At 59.2% G+C, this 21,624-nt stretch carries 24 protein-coding genes; 11 read left to right on the top strand and 13 right to left on the bottom strand.

Annotation, left to right across the window (positions count from 1 at the left end; genetic code table 11):
* From AC2FJE_RS14300 to AC2FJE_RS14275, 6 genes are all read right to left on the bottom strand, one after another.
* The gene (locus tag AC2FJE_RS14300) at positions 1–135 is read right to left on the bottom strand and encodes an aa3-type cytochrome c oxidase subunit IV (RefSeq protein WP_058273578.1); all 135 of its coding nucleotides are present in this window, start codon (positions 133–135) and stop codon (positions 1–3) included.
* A 68-nt stretch (positions 136–203) separates the two neighbouring features.
* On the bottom strand, positions 204–764 hold the full coding sequence (locus AC2FJE_RS14295; RefSeq protein WP_496722888.1) for a hypothetical protein: 561 nt from the start codon (positions 762–764) through the stop codon (positions 204–206).
* Complete coding sequence (locus tag AC2FJE_RS14290) at positions 751–2,589, bottom strand: glycerophosphodiester phosphodiesterase (RefSeq protein ID WP_496722887.1); 1,839 nt, start codon at positions 2,587–2,589, stop codon at positions 751–753. The genes AC2FJE_RS14295 and AC2FJE_RS14290 overlap by 14 nt, the downstream gene beginning before the upstream one ends.
* A gap of 64 nt (positions 2,590–2,653) precedes the next feature.
* On the bottom strand, positions 2,654–3,106 hold the full coding sequence (locus AC2FJE_RS14285; protein WP_058273581.1) for a DUF6173 family protein: 453 nt from the start codon (positions 3,104–3,106) through the stop codon (positions 2,654–2,656).
* A 4-nt stretch (positions 3,107–3,110) separates the two neighbouring features.
* Positions 3,111–4,157: an MBL fold metallo-hydrolase gene (locus AC2FJE_RS14280; RefSeq protein WP_496756524.1), complete on the bottom strand. Its 1,047-nt coding sequence runs from the start codon at positions 4,155–4,157 to the stop codon at positions 3,111–3,113.
* Positions 4,157–5,860 carry an acyl-CoA dehydrogenase family protein gene (locus AC2FJE_RS14275; protein WP_496756527.1) on the bottom strand — a complete coding sequence of 568 codons (1,704 nt, stop codon included), beginning with the start codon at positions 5,858–5,860 and terminating at the stop codon, positions 4,157–4,159. The genes AC2FJE_RS14280 and AC2FJE_RS14275 overlap by 1 nt, the downstream gene beginning before the upstream one ends.
* Positions 5,861–5,997: 137 nt before the next feature.
* Between AC2FJE_RS14275 and AC2FJE_RS14270 the strand changes: the two genes are divergently transcribed.
* On the top strand, positions 5,998–6,948 hold the full coding sequence (locus AC2FJE_RS14270) for an L-threonylcarbamoyladenylate synthase (RefSeq protein ID WP_496756528.1): 951 nt from the start codon (positions 5,998–6,000) through the stop codon (positions 6,946–6,948).
* Here AC2FJE_RS14270 and AC2FJE_RS14265 read toward each other — a convergent pair whose 3' ends face one another.
* A complete protein-coding gene (locus tag AC2FJE_RS14265; RefSeq protein WP_472722810.1) occupies positions 6,949–7,503 on the bottom strand; it encodes a YqgE/AlgH family protein in 555 nt (184 codons plus the stop codon). It abuts the gene before it with no gap.
* A gap of 145 nt (positions 7,504–7,648) precedes the next feature.
* Here AC2FJE_RS14265 and AC2FJE_RS14260 point away from each other — a divergent pair, with 145 nt between their 5' ends.
* Entirely contained in the window at positions 7,649–8,455 is an 807-nt protein-coding gene (locus tag AC2FJE_RS14260; RefSeq protein WP_496756536.1) for a protein-disulfide reductase DsbD domain-containing protein, read from the top strand.
* A 13-nt stretch (positions 8,456–8,468) separates the two neighbouring features.
* Positions 8,469–8,888, top strand: coding sequence for an NUDIX hydrolase (locus AC2FJE_RS14255; RefSeq protein ID WP_058273587.1), 420 nt, complete (start codon positions 8,469–8,471; stop codon positions 8,886–8,888).
* Here AC2FJE_RS14255 and AC2FJE_RS14250 read toward each other — a convergent pair.
* From AC2FJE_RS14250 to AC2FJE_RS14225, 6 genes are all read right to left on the bottom strand, one after another.
* A complete protein-coding gene (locus tag AC2FJE_RS14250) occupies positions 8,885–12,283 on the bottom strand; it encodes an efflux RND transporter permease subunit (protein WP_496756538.1) in 3,399 nt (1,132 codons plus the stop codon). The two genes, AC2FJE_RS14255 and AC2FJE_RS14250, sit on opposite strands and share 4 nt — an antisense overlap.
* A 5-nt stretch (positions 12,284–12,288) precedes the next feature.
* Entirely contained in the window at positions 12,289–13,743 is a 1,455-nt protein-coding gene (locus AC2FJE_RS14245; RefSeq protein ID WP_496756540.1) for an efflux RND transporter periplasmic adaptor subunit, read from the bottom strand.
* A 106-nt stretch (positions 13,744–13,849) separates the two neighbouring features.
* Positions 13,850–14,392 carry a molybdenum cofactor biosynthesis protein B gene (gene moaB, locus AC2FJE_RS14240; protein WP_496698696.1) on the bottom strand — a complete coding sequence of 181 codons (543 nt, stop codon included), beginning with the start codon at positions 14,390–14,392 and terminating at the stop codon, positions 13,850–13,852.
* 6 nt (positions 14,393–14,398) lie between these two features.
* The gene (locus tag AC2FJE_RS14235; RefSeq protein WP_496756543.1) at positions 14,399–15,019 is read right to left on the bottom strand and encodes a LysE family translocator; all 621 of its coding nucleotides are present in this window, start codon (positions 15,017–15,019) and stop codon (positions 14,399–14,401) included.
* The gene (locus AC2FJE_RS14230) at positions 15,016–15,615 is read right to left on the bottom strand and encodes a metallophosphoesterase family protein (RefSeq protein ID WP_109312951.1); all 600 of its coding nucleotides are present in this window, start codon (positions 15,613–15,615) and stop codon (positions 15,016–15,018) included. Before AC2FJE_RS14230 ends, AC2FJE_RS14235 begins: the two co-directional genes overlap by 4 nt.
* Positions 15,612–16,379, bottom strand: a complete 768-nt coding sequence (locus AC2FJE_RS14225) for a uracil-DNA glycosylase (protein WP_496756545.1) — start codon at positions 16,377–16,379, stop codon at positions 15,612–15,614. Before AC2FJE_RS14225 ends, AC2FJE_RS14230 begins: the two co-directional genes overlap by 4 nt.
* Positions 16,380–16,425: 46 nt before the next feature.
* Between AC2FJE_RS14225 and AC2FJE_RS14220 the strand changes: the two genes are divergently transcribed.
* The 8 genes from AC2FJE_RS14220 to AC2FJE_RS14185 are packed head-to-tail and all read left to right on the top strand — an operon-like array spanning position 16,426 to position 21,569.
* On the top strand, positions 16,426–17,079 hold the full coding sequence (locus tag AC2FJE_RS14220; protein ID WP_282120069.1) for a scavenger receptor class F, member 2: 654 nt from the start codon (positions 16,426–16,428) through the stop codon (positions 17,077–17,079).
* Between the two features lie 59 nt (positions 17,080–17,138).
* Entirely contained in the window at positions 17,139–18,074 is a 936-nt protein-coding gene (locus AC2FJE_RS14215; RefSeq protein WP_496756549.1) for an aspartate carbamoyltransferase catalytic subunit, read from the top strand.
* A complete protein-coding gene (locus tag AC2FJE_RS14210; protein WP_282120067.1) occupies positions 18,071–18,589 on the top strand; it encodes a hypothetical protein in 519 nt (172 codons plus the stop codon). The genes AC2FJE_RS14215 and AC2FJE_RS14210 overlap by 4 nt, the downstream gene beginning before the upstream one ends.
* Positions 18,574–18,960 (top strand): hypothetical protein, encoded by a 387-nt coding sequence (locus AC2FJE_RS14205; RefSeq protein ID WP_282120066.1) that lies wholly within the window; start codon positions 18,574–18,576, stop codon positions 18,958–18,960. The genes AC2FJE_RS14210 and AC2FJE_RS14205 overlap by 16 nt, the downstream gene beginning before the upstream one ends.
* Positions 18,957–19,424 carry a hypothetical protein gene (locus AC2FJE_RS14200; RefSeq protein ID WP_496756552.1) on the top strand — a complete coding sequence of 156 codons (468 nt, stop codon included), beginning with the start codon at positions 18,957–18,959 and terminating at the stop codon, positions 19,422–19,424. Before AC2FJE_RS14205 ends, AC2FJE_RS14200 begins: the two co-directional genes overlap by 4 nt.
* Positions 19,421–20,701, top strand: a complete 1,281-nt coding sequence (gene pyrC, locus AC2FJE_RS14195) for a dihydroorotase (protein ID WP_496698684.1) — start codon at positions 19,421–19,423, stop codon at positions 20,699–20,701. The genes AC2FJE_RS14200 and pyrC overlap by 4 nt, the downstream gene beginning before the upstream one ends.
* The gene (gene plsY / locus AC2FJE_RS14190; RefSeq protein ID WP_282169848.1) at positions 20,701–21,306 is read left to right on the top strand and encodes a glycerol-3-phosphate 1-O-acyltransferase PlsY; all 606 of its coding nucleotides are present in this window, start codon (positions 20,701–20,703) and stop codon (positions 21,304–21,306) included. The genes pyrC and plsY overlap by 1 nt, the downstream gene beginning before the upstream one ends.
* The gene (locus tag AC2FJE_RS14185) at positions 21,303–21,569 is read left to right on the top strand and encodes a hypothetical protein (protein ID WP_282169849.1); all 267 of its coding nucleotides are present in this window, start codon (positions 21,303–21,305) and stop codon (positions 21,567–21,569) included. The genes plsY and AC2FJE_RS14185 overlap by 4 nt, the downstream gene beginning before the upstream one ends.
* Positions 21,570–21,624: the final 55 nt, after the last annotated feature.

The following is a 21,624-nucleotide window of genomic DNA, read 5'->3' as shown; positions in this document are numbered from 1 at the left end:
TTATGCGGCGAAGACCGCCAGGAACAGGCAAAGGAGGGCGATGGCAACCACACACCATGTGGTGGCTTTGACGAAACCATCAAAGGTTTTGGTTTGAACAGTGATATCCATTTCGCCGTGCTTGTGTTCAGCCATGAGTCTCAGAATCCTAATTCGCGTGTTTGAAATGTTGGATAATGGAAAATCCGGGGCCTGTCACCACGTCATTCGCGCGCAGGGGCCAAAGGTGGGAACACCGAGCACCCCGGATACCCAAAACCCCAACGCCAGGGCAGGCCCGAACAGGGGCCGCCGCCGAATCGGACCGCCGCATACATCGCCTCGGCCGTGACAGAATGAGCGGTGCGAATCTGTTCGGCCGTCATGTCATAGCGCTCGGCATATTCCTCGGCATGGTCTGTCCCATGCTTTTTGACGCAAGCACGCAGGGTCTCGTCTGCAGACAGGCGTGCGTCATAGCTGTCTTCGGCCCGCAAAGCCCCGCCAGCATGGTGATAGGCGCGATCATGGGTCACACAGCAGTATTCCCACGGTGGGTGCGCCTCATACAGTCCCCGAAAGCTGGGGAACGTATCCGCCACAAAGCGCCAACTGGCCGAAAGACCACCCGAACAGCCATCCGTTTCAAACGGGGTCAACTCTGCGCTGCTGCGCTCCGCCATCAGGGCGCGATGTGCTGGTAGCTCAAAGCTGCGCATGACGTCTTGCGCGAAGGCTGGCGCGGCACTCACCAAAAGGATTGCCGCCAGATTAAGGGCTTTCATCGCGCATCGCCTCAGTATCAAAGGACATGCCAAAGGTCGTCGCCAACCATAACAACAACCGCTCTGCCGGCCCCAATTCGGCGCGCACACGCAGAACTTCATTTGCCATCGCTGGTCGGTCCGTGATCAGCCCATCCACCCCCATCGACGCCATCGCCGACATTTGCAGCGGATCATTCACTGTCCAGACATAGATGTCCTTACCCGCCGCATGGACCGAATTGACCAAACCCGGCGTCGCCATCGCGGCGTTCACCGCAACAAAATCACCTTCGAGACCTGAGAGATTACCCACAGCAGTCGCGGCCAGAACACCGGCGCGCCAGTCGGGGCGAATCGTCTTCATCTTTTGCACTGCCGGGTATTTCAGGGACATCGTTGCAATGTCGTCCTGCATGCCCAGTTCTTCGACGAGGGCGACAACCCGATTCTCAAGGTCTACGTCGTGGCCGTAGTATTTCAGTTCGATAATGACCTTGGCCTTGCCCTTCGCGGCCTCCAGCACGTCACGCAGCGTCGGCGTCCGCTCATCTGCGTATTCAGGGCCAAACCAGCTGCCGATGTCGATCTGATCGATATCCTCCATCGTGGCATCCCACACCTTTAGGTTAACACCGGCCAGTTTCATGAAATCACTGTCATGGGCGACGATGACTACATCATCCGCTGTTTCCTGCACGTCGATCTCAACCCAGTCGGCCCCGTCCTCGATCGCCTTGAGAACCGAGGCCATCGTGTTTTCGGGCTTCAGCGCGGCAGCGCCGCGATGACCGATAACCTCTGCACGGTCCGATGCCTGCACCCTTTCCAGAAGGTGCTGCCCGAACCATATCCCAACAAGAACAGCAACGATGGCGGCCCCAACAGCCGTGACCATTGTTCTGCGCAGGTTGCGCGGCTTTGGAGGGGTTGGTTCCGATGTCTGGATATCAAAGAACCCATCGAGCAGAACTGCCAATGCGCCCAGAGCCGTGGCTGCCAATACCAGTCCGGCCAGTGACCAGATACCGGCGACGGCGAGGCTGTAAATCAGGGCCAATCTCAGGTTGGCTGCGCCTTGCAGCGGCACCAGTGCGAACAAAAGCCCGGCCAACCAGGCGATCACGGCAGCGATGACAAAGCGCACAGCCAGCCACATGGCCAGTTCTACCTTGAGGCGTCCGCGCTTACCTTCCATCCGACTGGCACTGATGCCAAACGCATGTCCGGGGTGAACGCCCTCGAACAAAACCAAATGCAGCGACAAAGCCCAGGCTGACAGGCGTCGGATCAACACCCAGGCCATAGCCAGCGCAACCGCCCCGATCAGCACCACAGCCACCCAGAATGAGGGCGGGTGGAATGTCAGATAATAGTTGATGTCATATTCAGTCAGCGTCCACCACGCGATCACGGCAGAAACGATCGCAAAGGGCAGAACCAACAGCAAAACGCGCACAACAAAGCGCACCGCAAATCCGAACAGGGATGGAAGCCGCGACAGGATCAGCCTGATCGAAGAACTGCCGGCGCGCCATGGGTCCGGCTCTGCCATCCGCAGCGACCCGGCCATGACCGAGAAGACAAACACTTCGGCCAGTAGAAACAGGCTGAGCACCACAACGGCCGCAATAAACCCGGCAGGTGAGAGAATGAATGCAGCGATCGCCTGATCAGTCAGCGCCGTCTGGTTGGATAGCGATACGGCAAGATTCACCGTGATCGCCACGCCGGGCGCAATCAGCGCAACCAAAAGCAGGCGCACAACAAGATAGATCGGCACAAAGACACGGCGACGGGCCCACGCACCTTTGTAGGCACTTGTAACGGCAGAGAAAGTGGTCACGCGAGGCCCCCTTGAATGGTAAACTCATTCAAGGCTGCGCAGACGTGAATTGCAAGTCAGGTGATCAGCTTTCTTCCAGATCCGCCGCCAAACGGAACCCGATCCGGTTAGCGGGTTTGTCCTCGACCGATTTGGGCAGGGCCCGCAGCATCACGTTCAACTGGCTGACATGTTGTACAAGCTGAGTGCGCGCGCCGGTCGCATCGGACCCATAAAAGGTGATGATATCGGGATCAAAATACCCCATCCCCTCGATCCGCATGACGCCTGCGTCGCCGCCGGTGAATCCCATCGCAACCTCTTGGTCGCCTGTCAGGGTCTTCTCGAAATTCTGGATATAGAGGATCAGACGTTCATACGCCCATTGCGCGGGGCTTTTTGTTTCAACCGGTTTTTGCAACGGACCGGGCAGGTCTTTTGCGCCTGACTTTGCTTCAGGGTCGGAATGCACTTCGTAGCAGCGCGGCAAAGCTGCGGCTTCGGCGGCCTCGGCCGAGGTTTCGATCTGATCCTGCATAGCTTTACCCTTTGCGCTGAAACTCCCACGCCCCGTCCGCGCGGCGCGTCCGGGTGACAGCTCCAATGTGGTAAAGATGGTTCAGATGTGCAACCGCTTCGACCAGCGCAAGCCCATACTCGCCACCGCTGATCTGCCGTTTGAACAAGGGCATGAAACATTCGGCAGCGGTCTTGGGCTGGTCCAAATACTTTTCCAAACGATCCAATGCACGGTGGTGGTTGTCGATCAGTTGCCTCATCCGGATGGGCAGCCCGGTGAATGGCAGCTTGTGCCCGCCCAGCGCCAGATGATCGGGTCGCGCCAGCCTCTGGAGCCGTTCGCAGGCCTCAAGCCATTCAGCAACCGGATCCGCCAAAGGTTCGGTGACATAGACACCCAGGTTGGGACTGATCGAACTGAGGATCTGATCGCCGGTGATCACCAGATTGTCGTCGCGGCTCCAGAATGTCGCGTGTTCGGGGGCATGGCCATTGCCCATATGAACATCCCAGTCGCGCCCACCCATGCGGATCACACTGCCTTGCTTGATCCGGGTGAAACCCAGCGGCATCGGATAAACTGTGTCGCAATAATTGAAGGGGCGCTCGGCCATCCGCTTGGCCAGCACGTTGGGTGCCATTCCTGCACTGCGGTAATAGTCCAGCGTCTCCTGGGGCCAACTTTCCTGAACATCCAGTTGCAGCATCCGCGAAAACAGCCAGGCGGTGCGCGACGCCACCAGTTCCACACCATGCTCGGATTGAAACCAACCCGCATTGCCCACGTGATCCGGGTGATGGTGGGTCACAACCACCCGCGTGATCGGCTTGCCCGCCAACGGGCCTGCCATCAGCTTTTCCCAGATGCGCCGTGTTTTGTTCGACGACATTCCTGTGTCGATCACTGTCCAGCCGTCCCCATCGTCCAGCGCATAAACGTTAACGTGATCCAGCGCCATGGGCAGCGGCAAACGCATCCACAGAACACCTTCGGCAATCTCGGTCGCCTCGCCCTCGGCCGGAGGCTCTGACCAAGGATATCTGATCGCCAAAGGGGTTTCTCCGTCCATCAGGATACAAACTCCTCGGCACTGAGCCCGAAAACATCATCTGCCCCGTTCTGTGCTTGAACAAGCAGCCCAGCATATTCAGGCAACAGCGCGTTAATGTAATACCGGGCCAGCTTAAAGCGCGGGCCACCCGGTTCAGCCAAAGCCGACTTCAAGTGGTAATGTGCACCCAGCACCCGGGCAAAGGCGTGCAGATACGGCAACGCCCCGGCAAACCGATTGTTCATATCAGACTGCGCCACCATCCACTCGGTCGTCTCGCGCAAGCTTTCGGTCGCTTCCCAAACCGGGCCAGCCAGTTCGGGCATGGTCGCCCGCGCCTGTTCAGCATGATCTTCGATCTCGTCCAGTAGGCGCGAGGCTGCTTCGCCGCCATCCATCATCTTGCGCGCCACCAAATCCATCGCCTGAATACCGTTGGTGCCTTCGTAGATCGCGGTCACGCGGACGTCGCGATAATACTGAGCAGCACCGGATTCCTCGATGAAGCCCATACCGCCATGTACCTGAACACCGGTCTCAGATACGCGCATTCCCGTCTCGGTGCCAAAAACCTTGCCAATCGGCGTCAAAAGAGCGGCACGAGACATCCAATCGGCGTCGCCCGTTGCATTGGCCATATCGATGGCCGCGGCGTTGGCCAGCATAATCGCACGCGCAGCGAAAGTGTCAGCACGCATGCTCATTAACATCCGACGCACATCCGCGTGGTCGATAATGGTGCCCGAGGGGGTTTTGCCCTGTTTCCGCTCCAACGCATAGGCCAGCGCGTGCTGATAGGCACCTTCGGCTGCACCCACACCCTGACCGCCAACACCTAGGCGCGCGTTGTTCATCATGGTGAACATCGCGGCCATGCCGCCATGTTCCTTGCCTACAAGCCAGCCTTTGGCACCATCAAACTGCATCACGCAGGTTGGTGAGCCGTGCAGGCCCATCTTGTGCTCGACCGATACGACCTTCAGATCATTGGCCACACCGGGATTGCCGTTCTCATCCGGCAGCAGCTTGGGCACCAGGAACAGCGAAATGCCCTTGGTTCCGGGAACGCCATCGGGCAGGCGCGCCAGTACCAAATGGCAGACATTCTCAGCAAAATCGTTGTCACCCCATGAGATAAAGATTTTCTGCCCTGTCACAGAAAAGGTGCCATCCCCATTGGCTTCGGCTTTCGAAGTCAACGCACCCACATCCGACCCGGCCTGTGGTTCGGTCAGGTTCATGGTACCAGACCATTCACCTGCCATCATCTTAGGCAAATACAGCGCCTTGAGCTCATCGCTGGCGTGATGTTCCAGCGCTTCGATCTGGCCCTGTGTCATCAGCGGCGCAAGTTGCAGCGACAGGCAGGCGGCCGACATCATCTCGTTCACGGCGGTGGTCAGCGTCATCGGCAGACCCATGCCGCCATATTCCGGATCACCGCTCATCCCGACCCAGCCGCCTTCTGCTATGGCTTTCCAGCCATCAGCATACCCGGTCGAGGTACGCAGCACGCCGTTTTCCAAGTGCGCGGGCTCAAGATCACCGGGGCGTTGCAGAGGGGCCATCACCTCTTCGCAAAGTTTTCCGGCTTCGGTCAGAATGGCACTGACCACATCGTCGCTGGCTTCCGAGAATTTCTCGGTAGCAGCGATCTTGTCAAAATTGACCGCGTGGCGGAACAAGAATTCATAATCAGAGATTGGGGCGCGATATGGCATGTCTTCCCTCTAGGCTGTCTGATTGCGTTTACGCCGACGGGCTTGGAATTTCCACCGCCCACCTTTATGCATCTGGGTTCCACCGATTAGGTATCGGTCCAAATGCTATACGCAATCAAAACGCGGCGTCACCACCAATGATCCCCAACGGCACTCTGACATTAAACGCCGACCCAGCCGGAATCGCGCAGGCGGCAGACTTGCTGCGCCAGGGTCTTCTGGTGGCTTTCCCGACCGAGACTGTCTACGGCCTGGGCGGGGATGCCCGTAACGGAGAAGCGGTGGCAAGCATCTATACCGCCAAGGGACGACCCAGCTTCAACCCGTTGATTGCGCATGTGGCCTCGATCGAAGCCGCCCAGCGGTTCGTGACATGGTCCGATCAGGCCGAGGCCTTAGCGGCCGCGTTCTGGCCCGGACCGCTGACTCTGGTTCTGCCACTGCGACCGGATCACGGGATTTCATCGCTGGTGACAGCTGGGCTGGACACGCTCGCCGTGCGAGTGCCAGCCCACCCTGCGGCCCGTGCGCTACTGTCCGAATTCGACGGCCCGGTCGCCGCGCCATCTGCCAATCCGTCCGGGCAAATCAGCCCGACCACAGCCGCACACGTCCTGTCCGGCCTGAATGGGCGCATCGCCGCGGTTCTGGACGATGGACCTTGCGGGGTCGGGTTGGAAAGCACCATCGTGGGCGTTGCGCGCGAGCCTGCCCTTTTGCGCCCCGGCGGCGTTTCGCTGGAACAGATCGAGGCGGTTCTGGATACTCAGCTGCACCACCACCAGCCGGGTGATGCGCTGAACGCGCCCGGCCAGCTGCAATCGCATTATGCTCCGGATGCGCCCGTTCGTCTGAACGCCAGCACCGCGCAAGGCGATGAAGTTCTGCTGGGGTTTGGCCCAGTGGACTGCGATCTGAACCTGTCAGCGAAAGGTGATCTTGCCGAGGCCGCTGCCAACCTGTTCGCCGCACTGCACAGCCTGAATGACACCGGCAGACCAATTGCGGTGACCCAAATTCCCGAACATGGTTTGGGTGCGGCCATTAACGACCGCCTGCGCCGCGCTGCGGCCCCGCGTAACGGCTGATCAGGCGCGCCCGGACTCGGCAGACAGGATCAAGGGGTCAACGCCCAAAGTCGCAAGCGCACCGCTCCATTTCTCATCATCCGGCACATCAAAGACCAGCTGTGACGACGCCTCAGTTGTGAGCCAGCCGTTCATGGCGATCTCGTCCTCAAGCTGGCCAGGTCCCCAGCCCGAATAGCCCAGCACCAAAGTAGAGTTCAAAGGCCCGCGCCCCGAGGCAAGATCCTCGAGGATATCCAGCGTTGCCGTCATGCTGAACTCATCCGTGATGTGCATGGAATGCAAGTTCGCCTCGTAATCCGAGCTGTGCAGGACAAAACCACGCGACATCTCGACCGGACCGCCGAAATGGACCAAACGTTCACCCACAACCGGAATCCGGCAGGGGATGTTGAGCTGACTCAACAGAGTTTTCAGCCGCAAATCCGAAGGTTTGTTGATAATCAACCCCATAGCACCATCTTCGCCATGGCTGCACAAGTACACCACCGAATGATCAAAACGCGGATCGCCCATGCCAGGCATCGCAATCAACAGTTTTCCGGTAAGATCCATGGGCCGACATCTCTTATCAGGTATGCTTCAACAATGACCCTTGGTCACCCAGAATGGCAAGGGATCAGCGCACATTTCCGCAGATTTCATCCCGGTTACCGGAACGTGACTTGGATTCTGTGCCGCAACCGCGCATTTATGAACCATGAGCGTAAAAAATGTATTAGCGGCAATCGCCATAACCTTTGGTCTGGCCTTACCTGTAACAGCGCAGGTCAACGGCCCCGTTGCCGAGTTGGATATTCTGGATGGCGGACGCACCGCTAAAGGAACGTACCTCAGCGCCGTGCGTGTGACGCTGCAGGACGGTTGGAAAACCTATTGGCGTGCGCCGGGGGATGCTGGCATTCCGCCGCAATTCGACTGGAACCGTTCGAACAACGTCGGGGATGTGTCGATTACATGGCCCGCACCCAATGTTTTTGACCAGAACGGATTGCAATCGATCGGCTACGAAAACCAACTGGTTTTGCCAGTCGAGATCACGCCGAAAAACCCGGCCAAGCCCGTACGCCTGCAGGGAACGATGGATCTGGGCGTCTGCAAGGATGTTTGCATCCCGGAACAGCTGGATTTCGACCACACGCTGAACGCAGACGCCGGGCGCAACCCCACCATCGCCGCTGCACTGGCACAAAGGCCCTTTTCCGAACACGAGGCCAGAGTGGCCCATACCACCTGTCACCTCTCACCCACATCAGACGGGATGAAGATCGAGGCCCGGGTGACCATGCCCTCGGCAGGCGGTCGCGAGGTGGCCGTGATCGAGCCGGGGAACCCGGCGCTCTGGGCTTCGCAGACCGAGACGACGCGAACCGGCAACACTCTGATCGCAACCTCTGAGGTGATTAATGCATCCGGTGGACCGTTTGCGCTGGATCGGTCGGAAATTCGGATCACCGTGTTGGGGGCAAATCACGCAGTCGACATTCGGGGATGCAGCGCAAGCTGAGCCCGGTGATTTCATGACACAAACTCCAAAAATCGGCGCTTTGGCAGTAGTCCTGCATCAGGACCAAGTGCTGCTGGTTCAACGCAGCAAGCAACCTGATGCTGGGCTATGGGGGTTTCCTGGGGGTCACGTGGAATGGGGCGAGACTGTTTTGCAAGCCGCGCAAAGAGAGCTGCGCGAAGAAACCTCGGTCATTGCAGACCCACAGCACTACTTAGACAATCTTGATTTGCTGCGCTGGAACGAAAACGGCGACGTCCAGACACACTACCTGCTGGTAGGCGTGGCCTGTCAGTATCAAACCGGCGACCCCATTGCAGGTGACGACGCGCTCGATGCGCGTTGGTTCCCTGTGGATCAGATCCGCCGCGGCGAACTAGAGATGAGCAACCGCGTCATCGATCTGCTGGAAACCGCCCTGCGCCGGACTTAGGTCGCGGGCCTTTTGAGCCGGGCGTAAAGCAAGCCAGAGACTGCCACGCTGAGGAACAGTATCAGCGCGGCACCTGTAACGAATGCGCCCAAGCCCATCCGAAGAATAGCCATGCCATCCTCGCCCGCATAAAGCCCGGACAAGAACCCGATGGGCGCGCCGTAAACTGCGGGCCACACCATCGTGACCGTAAACCATGAAAGCAAGGCGAGGCCCGAACACGCCAACGCCCCCTGCACCACACGGTCCGGGGCACGTGCCGCCCGACGCATCGCGGTCATTGGGCGTGACAGATCGTTCAGAATGGCAAGCAACGCCGGGACCAGCAGAAGAACCAGCAACATACCAAAGCCCAGTCCATAGACCAAAGTAATGACTGTGGGTTTGAGAAACTGCGCCTGCTGCGACCCTTCGTACAGTAACGGGGTCAGCCCCAGAACCGTGGTCAGCGTCGTCAGCATCACAGGCCGCAACCGGTCTGCGGTGCCTTCAACTATCGAAGGCACAAGCCCGCGCTCTTTTTGGTAATCGTCGATGGTCGTCACCAAAACAATCGAGTCGTTGATGATGATCCCCGTCATCCCCAGCAGACCGACGACCGTGAACATGCTTAGCGGAACCTCCCACAGGTAGTGCCCCCAGATCGCGCCGACCAACCCAAATGGGATAATCGCCATCACCACCAGTGGCCGCGTCCAGCTGGCAAACACCCAGGCCAGCACAAGATAGATACCCGTCAGGCACAGGATCAGGCCAGTGCGCGCCTCAGACAGGAACTCGTCTTCCTGTTCGCTCAGACCGGCCATCCGCCATTCAACTTGTCGTTCCGAGGCGATTTTCGGCAGGATTTCCTCGCCCATGGCACGTGCAATCTCAGCCGCGCGCGTCGGGTCATCTTCCGAGATGTCGCCATTCACCGATATCACCCGCAGGCCATTTTCGCGCCGGACGGTCGAGAAGCCGGATTTTCGCTCGACCGACACGATATCGGCCAGCGGCACATAAACGCCGTCCGGTGTACGCATCAGAGTGCGTTCCAGGAAGTCGGCGGTCAGCTCTCCTTCGGGCAGTTCAACCCTGATCTCGGCACTACGAGGGCCGTCCGGGAAGGTCGCCGCCTCGATCCCGTTCAACCGGTCGCGCAAGACGCGACCCAGCGTTTCGATCCTGAACCCCAGCGATTGTCCCTGGGCCGTCAGGTCCAAAATGTACTCTTCCTTGTCATAGGCAAGATTGTCTTCCAGCGCGGAAACTTCAGGGTATTTCGAAAGCTCGGTCTGCAAATCCTCGGAAGCGGACTTGAGCGTATTCACATCCGAACCATAGAACTGAACGTCAATGGCATCGCCACCGGGCCCAGAGCGCCATCCCCGGAAGCTGAGCAGTTCGACCTTCGGGTGGCGCGGAACAAAATCCTGCAACTCACCCACAAACTCAAAGCTGGAATAGGGGCGCAGATCCGCATCGATCAGCTCGATGGAAATACCACCCAGCAAGTCAGCGTCTTTGCCATCAGCGGCGGCCAATCCCCATCCTGCGGACCCGCCCACCTCGGCCAGCACATAGTCGATCGGGTTACGACCGTGGCGGTCTTCATAAATCTGGCCCAGCTCTTCGGTCGCGCGCTGCAGCTCATGCATCATGGCCACAGTCTCGGCGCGGGTGGCGCCTTCAACCATTATGAAGTTGCCCGTGACCGAGCCACGTTCAGGCGCATTGAAGAACCGCCAGTTCACGTCACCTCGAATGAACAGGGCAACCTGGCTGGCCAGGATCACCACCATCATTGCCACCACCACATATCGCGCCCAGACAACCCAGGCGATCAACGGTCGGAACAGATGATCCCGCACCCAGCGGAACCCGCGATTGACCACGCGGTTGGGCAGGTCATACCAGTGCTCTTTCGTGGAATGCGCAATGGCATGCGCCATGTGGTTCGGCAAGATCAGGAAGCATTCGATCAGCGACGCTATCAGGACCGCGATAACGGTAAAGGGGATGTCACGGATCAACTCTCCGAACCGGCCGCCAACCAGGGTCAGACCAAAAAAGGCAATCACCGTCGTCAGGGTCGCCGCAAAGACCGGCATCGCCATGCGTCGCGCCGCTCGTTCAGCGGCCACCATTGGGGCCTCACCTAATCGGCGCGCGCGGAAATCGGCATGCTCACCCACGACGATGGCGTCATCCACAACAATGCCCAGCGTGATGATCAAGCCGAACAGGGACACCATGTTGATCGACAGCCCGCCGATATACATGAAGGCAATCGCAGCGGACATGGCAACCGGAATACCTGCTGCGACCCAAAAGGCGATCCGCGCATTCAGGAACAAAAACAGCAGGCAGACCACAAGGCCCAAGCCAACAAGGCCGTTGTCGACCAGAATATCCAGACGGTCGGTGATCGCCTGAGCGCGGGTTCTGATCAGCTCGATCGTCACCCCTTCGGGAACGCTGGCCTGCATTTCCGTCACAACGTCTTCGACCGCGTGCTGGATTTCGATCGCGTCACCCAGGTTTGAGCGATCTACCCGCACCGACATTGCCGGATTTTCGCCCACAAAGTAGCTGCGATTGCGGTTGACCCCTTCGACCCGGATCTGCGCCACATCGCCCACCAGCAACTTGGATCCGTCCGCAAAATTGCGCAGGGCGATACCTTCGATTTCTTCGGGTGTGCGCTTTTCCGTACCCGTGCGAATACGGGCATTCGCGCCAGTCACATCGCCTGCTGGGTTTGCGTTGACCTCGGCCGCCACAGCTGATGCGACCTCGGACAGGGTGATGTCGTTGGCAATCAGTTGGGCGGTTGGTATCTCGACCACGATGCGCGGCGCAGCAAGCCCCCGAATCGTGGTACGGGTAACCCCGACCGCGAAAAGACGGTTGATTAATTCGTCCGTGAATTTGGCCAGTTGATCAGGATCGACAGGCCCGGTGACAACTACATCTGTAACCCGGTCCCGCCAGGCACCCCGCCGGATTGTTGGTTCTTCGGCATCGTCGGGTAGGCTGGTGACACTGTCGACGGCGGTCCGTACTTCTTCGACGACGCGGGACATGTCCCAGTTTGGCTCGAACTCGAGCCGAATGCTGGCGCGCCCCTCGCGTGACGTGGACTCGGTGCTGGCGACACCCTCGACCGCCAGCAAGGCGGGCTCAAGCACCTGAACGATACCGTTGTCCACATCTTCGGGACCGGCCCCATCCCAGTCCACACTCACGTCGACGCGTTCCAGGATCACATCCGGAAAGAACTGTGCCCGCATGTTCGGGATTGCCGCCGCGCCCAGGACCAGCATCACCAGCAGCAGCAGGTTTGCCACTGTTTTGTGACGCGTGAAGTAACTAAGGATGCCGCCTGCCGCGCCGGGGATCTCGCGCATCATGACGCTTAGCCCCCCGCCCTGTTTTCAAGCCGCTGGACAAGCGAGGCGGGCACCTTGGCCTCGCTCAACTGACCCAGAACCCGTTCTTTGACGTCCTTTGGCATGCGGGTGCTGGCCTCAACCTGAGCGACCAACTTAGCGCGCTGTTCCACAGACAGCTCAACCATATCCGGTGCGGCCCCGGCGCTATCATCTATCCGCAGGGGCCGGACACGCACGCCCGATCCCAGCAGCGGCGTGCGGCCTATCACGACCTCACGCCCAACCAAACCTTCGCCGCGCAGCAAGACCTCATCGCCCTGACGCCGGATCAGCTGGACTGGAAGCGCTTCGAGCCTGTCGTTCTCATCCAGCACCAACACTGTGCCAACAGCATCAAGAACCGAAGACGGCAGCAGTACTACGTTGTCCAGCGGTTGTTCCTGCACTGTGACGGTAACAAAATCGCCCGGCTTGAACCCCGACGCCTCATCCAGTCGGGCATAGATCAAACGCCCGGTCTGCCCTTCGCCCGCCGATCCGCTGTCGCGGCTAATGCGGCCTTGTGCGGTCAGGTCAGTGCCCGTGACCTCAAGCGAGATTGTCACCGGTGCGTCGATCAGATCACCGGCTGCGTCCAGCAATCGGACGTATTGCGCGGTTGAGACGCGGAATGCCACCTCCAATGCATTGGGGTCGACAAGTTCCGCCAGCTTTTCGTTCGCGGACACCAGCCGTCCTTCGACCAGCGTTACATCCGTCAATGTGCCCCCGAACCGGGCGCGGATTGTCATATCATCCAGATCGCGTTCAGCAGCCTCAAGCGCAATGCGGGCTCGTGACAACAGGGTGGTCGCCTGATCGACGCGGGATTCGGCCTGGGCCAGTGCAATCCGCCGCGCCAGCACCGCCTGCTGCGCAGCAGCCTTGGCCAGCTCGGCCTCTTCCACAGATGCTGCGGCCCCGACACCGCGGGTCTGCAAATCCTGTTGGCGCTGCAAGGCGCGCCCGCGCAGCTCCGCCTGCGCCTCAGCCGAGTTCAACTCGTCCTGTGCTAGCAGCAGCGACCGCTCCGCGTCACGCTCTTCAAACTGCGCGTCCAGCAAATCGGATTTTGCCCGGTCCAGCGCGGACTGGGCGTCTGCGGGATCAAGTTCAACCAGAACTTCACCTGTTGTTACCACACCGCCATCTTCAAAATCTTCGGCCAACGCGACAACGCGCCCGCCTAGCGCGGCCCGCAGTTCTAACCTGCGACGGCTTTGAACCTCGCCAAAGGCTTCAAGATATGGAGTGATGGTTTCCAATTCCGCAGACCGAACAGAAACGGCAAAGACACGCTCTCGCGCCTGCGGAGCCGACTCCTCCCGCGTCAGAACGTCTTGCACGGCGCCCGAAATCATCTGCGCCGCCACAAACAACAGGGCCACTGTCAACGACGTCAAAAAGACTCCAACAAGGCTTTGCCTCAGAAATCGCATATAAAATTCACCCCGGTTGCATCAGGCTGCCATTAGCAAAAGGTAGCTGGGCAGCAAAAAATGCCAAGCCACAAAGCGGTTATGAACGGTTTAACGTGCGACCAGTCTACTTCCGTCGCAAATGTTCGTCCAATCTGGGCATTATTTCGACGAAATTGCAGGGACGGTGGCGATAATCGAACTGTTTCTCCAATATCCCGTCCCAGGCGTCCTTGCAGGCTCCGGGACTGCCGGGCAATGCAAACAGGTAGGTACCACCCGCCACGCCACCGGTCGCACGTGATTGCACGGCCGACGTACCAATCTTCTCCATTGAAACGATTGTGAACACCGTGCCGAAAGCCTCGATTTCCTTCTCATAGACATCGCGATGCGCTTCGACAGTTACGTCGCGCCCCGTCAAACCGGTACCCCCGGTTGAAATTACCACATCTATTTCCGGGTTAGCGATCCAAGTCCGCAACTGATCAGCGATCTTGTTGCGTTCGTCCTGTATTATGCTGCGATCAGCAACGTGATGCCCGGCGCGTTCGATGCGGTCCACAAGTGTCTGGCCGGATTTGTCCTCGTCCAGCGACCGCGTGTCCGAGACGGTCAGCACGGCGATACGGACCGGAATGAAGTCTTTGGTCTCATCAATGCGCGACATGTTTCCTCAGGCCCTTTCCAAGATGGCAAGCCGGATCGCGAGGGCTGCGAAAATCCCTCCTGTCACCCAGCCCATGATGCGCGAAGCGCGCGGGTTCGCGATTAGCATCCGCCCCGCACCACCGGCAAAAATTCCCACTAGCCCATTCACCACAAATCCGCCCAGCGCAATGATGGATCCGAAAATCAGGAACTGCAGCAGGATCGATCCCGCCGCCGGGTTCACGAACTGCGGGATAAAAGCCAGAACAAACAGAATTACCTTAGGGTTGGTCAGGTTCACCACCAGCCCGTCCCGGAATGCCAATTGGGTGGGACCGGAGGGAGCATCCGCAGAGACCGCCCCATTCCGAAACGCCCCCCAGGCGAGATACAGCAGATAAGCAACGCCCATCCAGCGGATCACATCGAACAGCCAGGGCATCGTCGCCACAGCCGCTCCTAGACCGAGACCCGCCACCAGAACGTGAACCATCGATCCGACGGAGATACCTGCGCTGGCGGCGATTGCAGGCCGCGCCCCGGACCGCAGCCCCTGCCCAAAGCAGAACATCATGTCCGCCCCGGGGGTCAGATTCAGGGCAATTGCCGCCGGGATAAACGCCAGCAACGTAACTGTTTCAATCACGTGGTGACCTCGAACCAATTTACTGTGGGGCCAAGATTGGCGATCTGCGTCACGCCGATTGCGCCTCGGTAACCCCAGCTGTCATGGATATGGCCACAAAGGGCAAATTGCGGCTGCAATCGCTCGATTGCGTCACGGACCGCCACCGATCCTACCGCATCACCCGTCGACGTAAGATCGCCGTGACCCTTGGGCGGAGAATGGGCAATCAGGATGTCAGCCCCTTCGCAACGATCCAGCAATTCAGCCGCTTCAGGGTCCGTCAGATCACAGGACCACTCACCGAATGGCGTCACTGGCACGCCGTAACCAAGGCCAAACAGACGCAGTCCATCCACGGTCATACCTGTCCCGTGCAAAACATGCACGCCTTCCGGCGCAGCGTCGGTCAGTTCACCTGCACTTTCGGCATTGCCCGGCACCAGAACCAGCGGCGCATTGACGCCGCACAGCATCGCCATCGCGTCATCCAGCCCTTGCCGCATGTTGCAATAATCCCCGGCTCCGATAACCAGATCGGCCTCATCGCTGGCTGCAACAACGTCTGCGGCACGGTTTCGCGCCATATGCAGGTCCGAGAATGCGAGGATCTTCATGCCTTGTCCTCCAGCCTTGCTTTGAGTTCCAGCAAATCAGCCCATGCCTGCCGCTTCATCTGCGGTTGACGTAGCAAATAAGCCGGGTGGAACATCGGGATAACCGGCAAGTCCATCGCCTGATCCCACTGACCGCGAAGCCGTGTGATCCCCCGTTTACCCAGAACAGCCTGACAGCTGATATTGCCCATCACCACCAGAACCTCGGGTTTGGCCAAGGCCACGTGCCGTTCGAGAAACGGCTTCAACATGCCAATCTCTTCGGGCTTGGGATCCCGGTTCTGCGGTGGGCGCCACGGCAGGACGTTGGTGATATAGACGTTTTCGGTCCGATTCAGATCAATCGCGGCCAGCATCCGGTCCAACAACTGACCGGCGCGTCCGACAAAAGGCTTGCCCTCGCGGTCTTCATCCCGGCCCGGAGCCTCTCCGATAATCATCACCCGCGCACCCGGGGTGCCGTCGGCAAAGACCAACTGCCGCGCACCGCGTTTCAACTCGCAATGGTCAAACGCGTCCATGGCCGCCTGCAACTGATCCAGCGACCCTGCAGCCTGTGCCGCAGATTTCGCAACCGCAACCGGATCAACTTGCTTGGGTTTTTCTGGTGCGGTCTGGGCCTTTGCGGGTTTCTTGGCTTTGGGCGCAGTATCCGGCAACGCATAGCGATCCACCGGTGCATCACCGATAGCATCCGTTGCGCCCAGCTCGATCTGCCATTCCAGCAGAGCACGGGCAGTATGATAGTCCAAAGCCGATTCCATAGCCCTCAATCTAACCACCTTTTGAACGAGGGAAAGCAGATAGACCTTGATTGGTCAGTCCATCGCGCCGACGATTGCCATATTCATGTTGTCTGTATTGCGATTCTTGTTTCTTGGTTTGCTGCTGATCATTCTCAGCAGTCCTACTTCTGCGCAGTTCAAAGACAGATATGGCCAGTGCCGCGCGGGCCAATTCAAATGTGGCAGCACATGCTGCTCGGGCGGGCAAAGATGCAGCTTTGACGGGCACTGCATTCCATTGGGCGGCACCTATTGCGGCGGCGGCCGTACCTGCGGCCCATTCGAACGCTGCGTGGCAGGCGGCACCCGATGCGCACCAGCGGGGCAAAATAAGTGCAGGTCGCGTCTGGACTGCCCCGGCGGCAGCATCTGCAATGCCCGTGGCGAATGCGAGCGCAATACACCTGACATTCTGGAACTGCCTTCACTGACATGCGACGACGGTCGCATTTGCGGATCCGGATCGTCTTGCCTGCCGGGTGGCGGATGTTCACGCCCCGGCTGGTATCTTTGCGAAAAAACCGGGTCGCAGTGCCGTCAGGGGTTCAAGTGTTCCAAAAATCAGGGCTGTGTTCCCGTCAAGGCCATCGATTGCGGATACGGCAAGTGGTGCAAGCCCGGCGAACAGTGCCTGCCCGAAGGCGGATGCGAGAAACTGCCCGAAGGATCTGATCCTTAGGTTGCCTTGCGCAGCGCGGCTTCCTATAAGCGGCGCGATTGTCAGACAGGAGCCCGCCAATGCGTTTCGCCCATCGTCACCTTCTTGGCATCGAGCATCTGTCGCAATCCGATATTACTGCCATTCTCGATCTGGCCGAGAAATACGTCGACATGAACCGCCAGTCGACCAAGCATTCCGACGTGCTGTCGGGCCTGACCCAAATCAACATGTTCTTCGAGAACTCAACCCGCACGCAGGCCAGTTTCGAAATCGCAGGCAAGCGGCTGGGCGCGGATGTGATGAACATGGCGATGCAGGCCAGCTCGATCAAAAAGGGCGAGACGTTGATCGACACAGCGATGACGCTGAATGCGATGCACCCCGATTTGTTGGTGGTGCGCCATCCGCATTCCGGCGCGGTCGACCTGCTGGCGCAGAAGGTGAACTGCGCGGTGCTAAATGCCGGTGACGGCAAACATGAACACCCGACGCAGGCTCTGCTGGACGCGCTGACCATTCGCCGCGCCAAAGGTCGCCTGCACCGCCTGAACATCGCGATCTGCGGCGACGTCGCACATTCCCGCGTGGCGAGGTCAAACCTGATCCTGCTGGGAAAAATGGAAAACCGTATTCATCTGATTGGACCACCGACGCTGCTCCCAAGCCAGTTTGCCGAGTTTGGCGCCGAAATTTACGACGACATGAACGAGGGCCTGAAGGACGTCGACGTCGTGATGATGCTGCGCCTTCAGAAAGAGCGGATGGATGGCGGGTTCATCCCCTCGGAACGGGAATACTATCACCGCTATGGTCTGGACGCCGCTAAGCTGTCGCAGGCTAAGCCTGACGCCATCGTCATGCATCCTGGCCCGATGAATCGCGGCGTCGAGATCGATGGCACTTTGGCAGACGACATCAACCGGTCCGTTATTCAGGAACAGGTCGAAATGGGCGTCGCCGTTCGCATGGCCGCAATGGAACTGTTGGCCCGCAACCTGCGCGAGGCAGCATGAGTGATCTGAACGTCGCCCCCCACGAACATGGCGTCCTCCGCCTGTTTCACTTGGACATGCGGCCCGAAGCAGCAAAGTTCCTGCGCGAACCGGGCGCCGCCGACCAGATTCTGGGTGTCGAGGGTCTGGATCCCGTTCAGATCGACGTCTTTCCCGTATCAGATCTCGAGGAACTGGGTCTTTTCGGCTATCTCAACGAAGGGTGCGGCGTTCCCAAAGATCAACTGGATCGGGCTGCACTTGGCAGCGTTGAAGGCTGGGTCATGGTCGTGCGCAGTGCCGCGTTTCAGGGACGTGCCGCCACTTTGCAACCGGACCCCAAAGTGCAACTGATCGGCCTTTATACAGAAGAGGCGACAAGCTGGACCGGTGGAGCAATTAAAACCGAAAGCGCGGAACCGTTCTCGGCACCGCAAACCCCGCCACAGGACGATAAACCCGGCCGTATTGGGTCGGCCATGCTGGCAGTGGTGGCGCTGGTGGTCATCGGAGGCATCCTGTGGCTGATCCTGTGACCTTCACCCCCGACAAAGGTGCGTATATCCGCACGAATACATGGCTGGCCGCCGGGGCCATGGCCGTCGCGATGATCGTGCTGTGGCTGGTCGGCAACCCCTACGTCTGGACCGGGGCGCCCGCCGGTCTTGCCGCGGTTGCCTTTCGCGCATGGTACCTGGCCTCAGAAGAACTGACCACCACATGGCAGATGACGGACACCACCCTAACCGGCCCTGGCCCGCGCAATGTGGCGCTGAACCAGATACAGGCGGTCAACCTCATGGGCAGCTTTGTCCAGATCGTCACAAAGGGTGGCGACAAACACCTGATCAAATATCAGGCTGATCCCGCCGCCACCAAAGCCGCCATCGAGAGGGCGATTAGATGACAGCCGTAGAAGATTGGGTGCGTTCAAAGATACCTCTCAAAGAAGAGGTTTTGTGGGTCGTTCGCCCCGATCAACGCGTGATCCCAAGGCACGCGTCCTTTTTTGGAAGTTGGCTAGCTGCTATTTCTTTAGTGGTTTGGATTCCAGTGCTTTTCTCACTGAAGGTGTCGTGGGAATATCTGCCGCTCTACATCATCCCGATAAGCACAACCGCTTTTTTGTTCATCGATTATTACAACCGCACGCATTGCATCTACGCGATTACAAGAAAATCTGCATGGATCGTCAGGAAGCTTTTGGTTTCAAGGCAATGGCATTCAAAGAGCGTTGAAATCACTCCATCTCTTAATATCAGGCCCGCGCCATTTGGGATCGAACTAAAGCCGTTCTTTTTCTTTGATAGCCTAGAAGACAAAGAAGCCGCTTTGGCGGCATTGCACCAAGCCCAAGAGGCCTCGAAATGACTGCTGTACTTTTCACCAACGCCCGCCTGATCGACCCGGAAACCGGCACCGACAGCCTAGGCTGGCTGCATGTATCCGATGGCCGGATTGCTGCGCGCGGCGAAGGGGCCGCTCCGACGCCGGAGGCGCAGGTCGTCGATTGTGGCGGGCAGTGCCTTGCCCCCGGCATCGTCGATATCGGCGTCAAGGTCTGTGAACCGGGTGAGCGACACAAGGAAAGCTATAAATCTGCCGGTCTGGCCGCTGCGGCCGGAGGCGTGACCACCATCGTGACCCGCCCCGATACCAGCCCCGCGATCGACACGCCCGAAAGTCTGGAGTTCGTCACACGCCGAGCGCAGGCCGACACTCCGGTCAACGTCCTGCCAATGGCCGCGTTGACCAAAGGTCGCGAAGGCCGCGAAATGACTGAGATCGGATTCCTGCAGGATGCCGGTGCCGTCGCCTTTACTGACTGCGATCACGTGATCGCCAACACCAAGGTGTTTTCCCGCGCCCTGACCTATGCCCGGGCCTGTGGCGCGCTGGTCATCGCCCACCCGCAAGAACCCATCCTCAGCAATGGTGCCGCAGCCACCAGTGGTAAATTCGCCGTGCTGCGTGGCTTGCCCGCCGTCTCACCAATGGCCGAGCGGATGGGACTGGACCGTGACATCGCTTTGCTAGAGATGACCGGGGCCACCTATCACGCCGACCAGATCACCACCGCCCGCGCCCTGCCTGCGCTGGAGCGGGCCAAGCGGAATGGGCTGGACATCACGGCAGGTACGTCAATCCACCACCTGACCTTAAATGAGTTGGACGTCGCCGACTATCGCACCTTCTTCAAGGTCAAGCCGCCGCTGCGATCCGAGGATGACCGGCAAGCAGTGATCGAAGCGGTGCGGACCGGCCTGATTGATACGATCAGTTCCATGCACACGCCTCAGGATGAGGAAAGCAAACGCCTGCCGTTTGAAGAGGCAGCCTCCGGCGCGGTAGCGCTGGAAACCCTGCTGCCCGCCGCCTTGCGTCTGTATCATGCCGGGCAGTTGGACCTGCCGACACTGTTCCGCGCAATGGCCCTAAACCCGGCGAAAAGATTAGGGCTGGAAAGTGGCCGCCTGTCCGAAGGCGCGCCTGCGGATCTGGTGCTGTTTGACCCGGATGTGCCCTTTGTGCTGGACCGGTTCTCGCTCAAATCCAAATCTCAGAACACACCGTTTGACGGCCAGCGGATGCAGGGTAAGGTCACCGCAACTTTCGTTGCAGGACAAGAAGTTTACCGGAGATCCTGATGCCGATCATCGACAGCACAATGACCCAGCTGATCCTGTGGGCGGCACTTGGATACCTGATGGGGTCGATCCCGTTTGGCATGGTCCTGGCCAAGGTGATGGGGTTGGGCAACTTGCGCAACATCGGATCGGGCAATATCGGCGCAACCAATGTTTTGCGGACAGGCAACAAGACCGCCGCTGCCCTGACCCTGATCTTCGACGCCGCAAAAGGCGGAGTTGCCGTACTGTCGGCGCGTGCACTGGCGGGCGAGGATGCTGCGCAGATTGCGGCGCTGGCAGCACTTTTGGGCCATTGCTTTCCGGTTTGGCTGGGATTTAAGGGCGGAAAAGGGGTCGCCACGTTTCTGGGGATCTGGCTGGCGTTGGACTGGCGCGTCGGTGTGGCCTGTTGTTTGACTTGGTTGGTTGCTGCTGCAATCTGGCGCATCTCATCCCTTGCGGCACTTGCAGCGGCGGCAACGTCCACTATCTGGGCCCTTCTGCTGACAGGTTCGCAAACGCTGCTACTGGCTGGCGTCCTGACCCTGTTGGTCTATTGGCGCCACAGCGCGAATATTGCCCGCATCAAATCCGGCACTGAACCAAAAATCGGGCAGTCTTGAGCGCCCCGAACGCCTTCCTGACCGCTTTTTTTGCCATCCCCAAGGGGTCGTCGACCGGGCGTGCCCACGGCAGGCGGTATATCGTCAGTCGAACGGAATTTTCAGACGGCAAGTCGCAGAAACTTGTCGCACGCGCACTGGACGGCAGCGACTACATCAGCCTGAACCTTTATCTGACCAAACGCGGATCTCTTCTTCGCCCCTGCGAAATGCCCGCGGAAAAAGTCACCGAATTCGTTTTGGATCTGACGCCCGATACCTAAGGCCTACCCTGCATTTGTGAACAGTGCCTCTTCGCCCCTGCACATTCACAATTGA

This window comes from Ruegeria sp. CDSC002 (genome assembly GCF_059610905.1).
Note: the sequence above shows the minus strand (reverse complement) of the source record. Positions and strands in the feature narration are given on the sequence as shown.

What these genes read in the sequence shown, in the direction of transcription:
- AC2FJE_RS14300 (WP_058273578.1), bottom strand. Translation starts at nt 135, where the DNA reads ATGGCTGAACACAAGCACGGCGAAATGGATATCACTGTTCAAACCAAA.
- AC2FJE_RS14295 (WP_496722888.1), bottom strand. Translation starts at nt 764, where the DNA reads ATGAAAGCCCTTAATCTGGCGGCAATCCTTTTGGTGAGTGCCGCGCCA.
- AC2FJE_RS14285 (WP_058273581.1), bottom strand. Translation starts at nt 3,106, where the DNA reads ATGCAGGATCAGATCGAAACCTCGGCCGAGGCCGCCGAAGCCGCAGCT.
- AC2FJE_RS14280 (WP_496756524.1), bottom strand. Translation starts at nt 4,157, where the DNA reads ATGGACGGAGAAACCCCTTTGGCGATCAGATATCCTTGGTCAGAGCCT.
- AC2FJE_RS14275 (WP_496756527.1), bottom strand. Translation starts at nt 5,860, where the DNA reads ATGCCATATCGCGCCCCAATCTCTGATTATGAATTCTTGTTCCGCCAC.
- AC2FJE_RS14270 (WP_496756528.1), top strand. Translation starts at nt 5,998, where the DNA reads ATGATCCCCAACGGCACTCTGACATTAAACGCCGACCCAGCCGGAATC.
- AC2FJE_RS14265 (WP_472722810.1), bottom strand. Translation starts at nt 7,503, where the DNA reads ATGGATCTTACCGGAAAACTGTTGATTGCGATGCCTGGCATGGGCGAT.
- AC2FJE_RS14260 (WP_496756536.1), top strand. Translation starts at nt 7,649, where the DNA reads ATGAGCGTAAAAAATGTATTAGCGGCAATCGCCATAACCTTTGGTCTG.
- AC2FJE_RS14255 (WP_058273587.1), top strand. Translation starts at nt 8,469, where the DNA reads ATGACACAAACTCCAAAAATCGGCGCTTTGGCAGTAGTCCTGCATCAG.
- AC2FJE_RS14250 (WP_496756538.1), bottom strand. Translation starts at nt 12,283, where the DNA reads ATGATGCGCGAGATCCCCGGCGCGGCAGGCGGCATCCTTAGTTACTTC.
- AC2FJE_RS14245 (WP_496756540.1), bottom strand. Translation starts at nt 13,743, where the DNA reads ATGCGATTTCTGAGGCAAAGCCTTGTTGGAGTCTTTTTGACGTCGTTG.
- moaB (WP_496698696.1), bottom strand. Translation starts at nt 14,392, where the DNA reads ATGTCGCGCATTGATGAGACCAAAGACTTCATTCCGGTCCGTATCGCC.
- AC2FJE_RS14230 (WP_109312951.1), bottom strand. Translation starts at nt 15,615, where the DNA reads ATGAAGATCCTCGCATTCTCGGACCTGCATATGGCGCGAAACCGTGCC.
- AC2FJE_RS14225 (WP_496756545.1), bottom strand. Translation starts at nt 16,379, where the DNA reads ATGGAATCGGCTTTGGACTATCATACTGCCCGTGCTCTGCTGGAATGG.
- AC2FJE_RS14215 (WP_496756549.1), top strand. Translation starts at nt 17,139, where the DNA reads ATGCGTTTCGCCCATCGTCACCTTCTTGGCATCGAGCATCTGTCGCAA.
- AC2FJE_RS14210 (WP_282120067.1), top strand. Translation starts at nt 18,071, where the DNA reads ATGAGTGATCTGAACGTCGCCCCCCACGAACATGGCGTCCTCCGCCTG.
- AC2FJE_RS14200 (WP_496756552.1), top strand. Translation starts at nt 18,957, where the DNA reads ATGACAGCCGTAGAAGATTGGGTGCGTTCAAAGATACCTCTCAAAGAA.
- pyrC (WP_496698684.1), top strand. Translation starts at nt 19,421, where the DNA reads ATGACTGCTGTACTTTTCACCAACGCCCGCCTGATCGACCCGGAAACC.
- plsY (WP_282169848.1), top strand. Translation starts at nt 20,701, where the DNA reads ATGCCGATCATCGACAGCACAATGACCCAGCTGATCCTGTGGGCGGCA.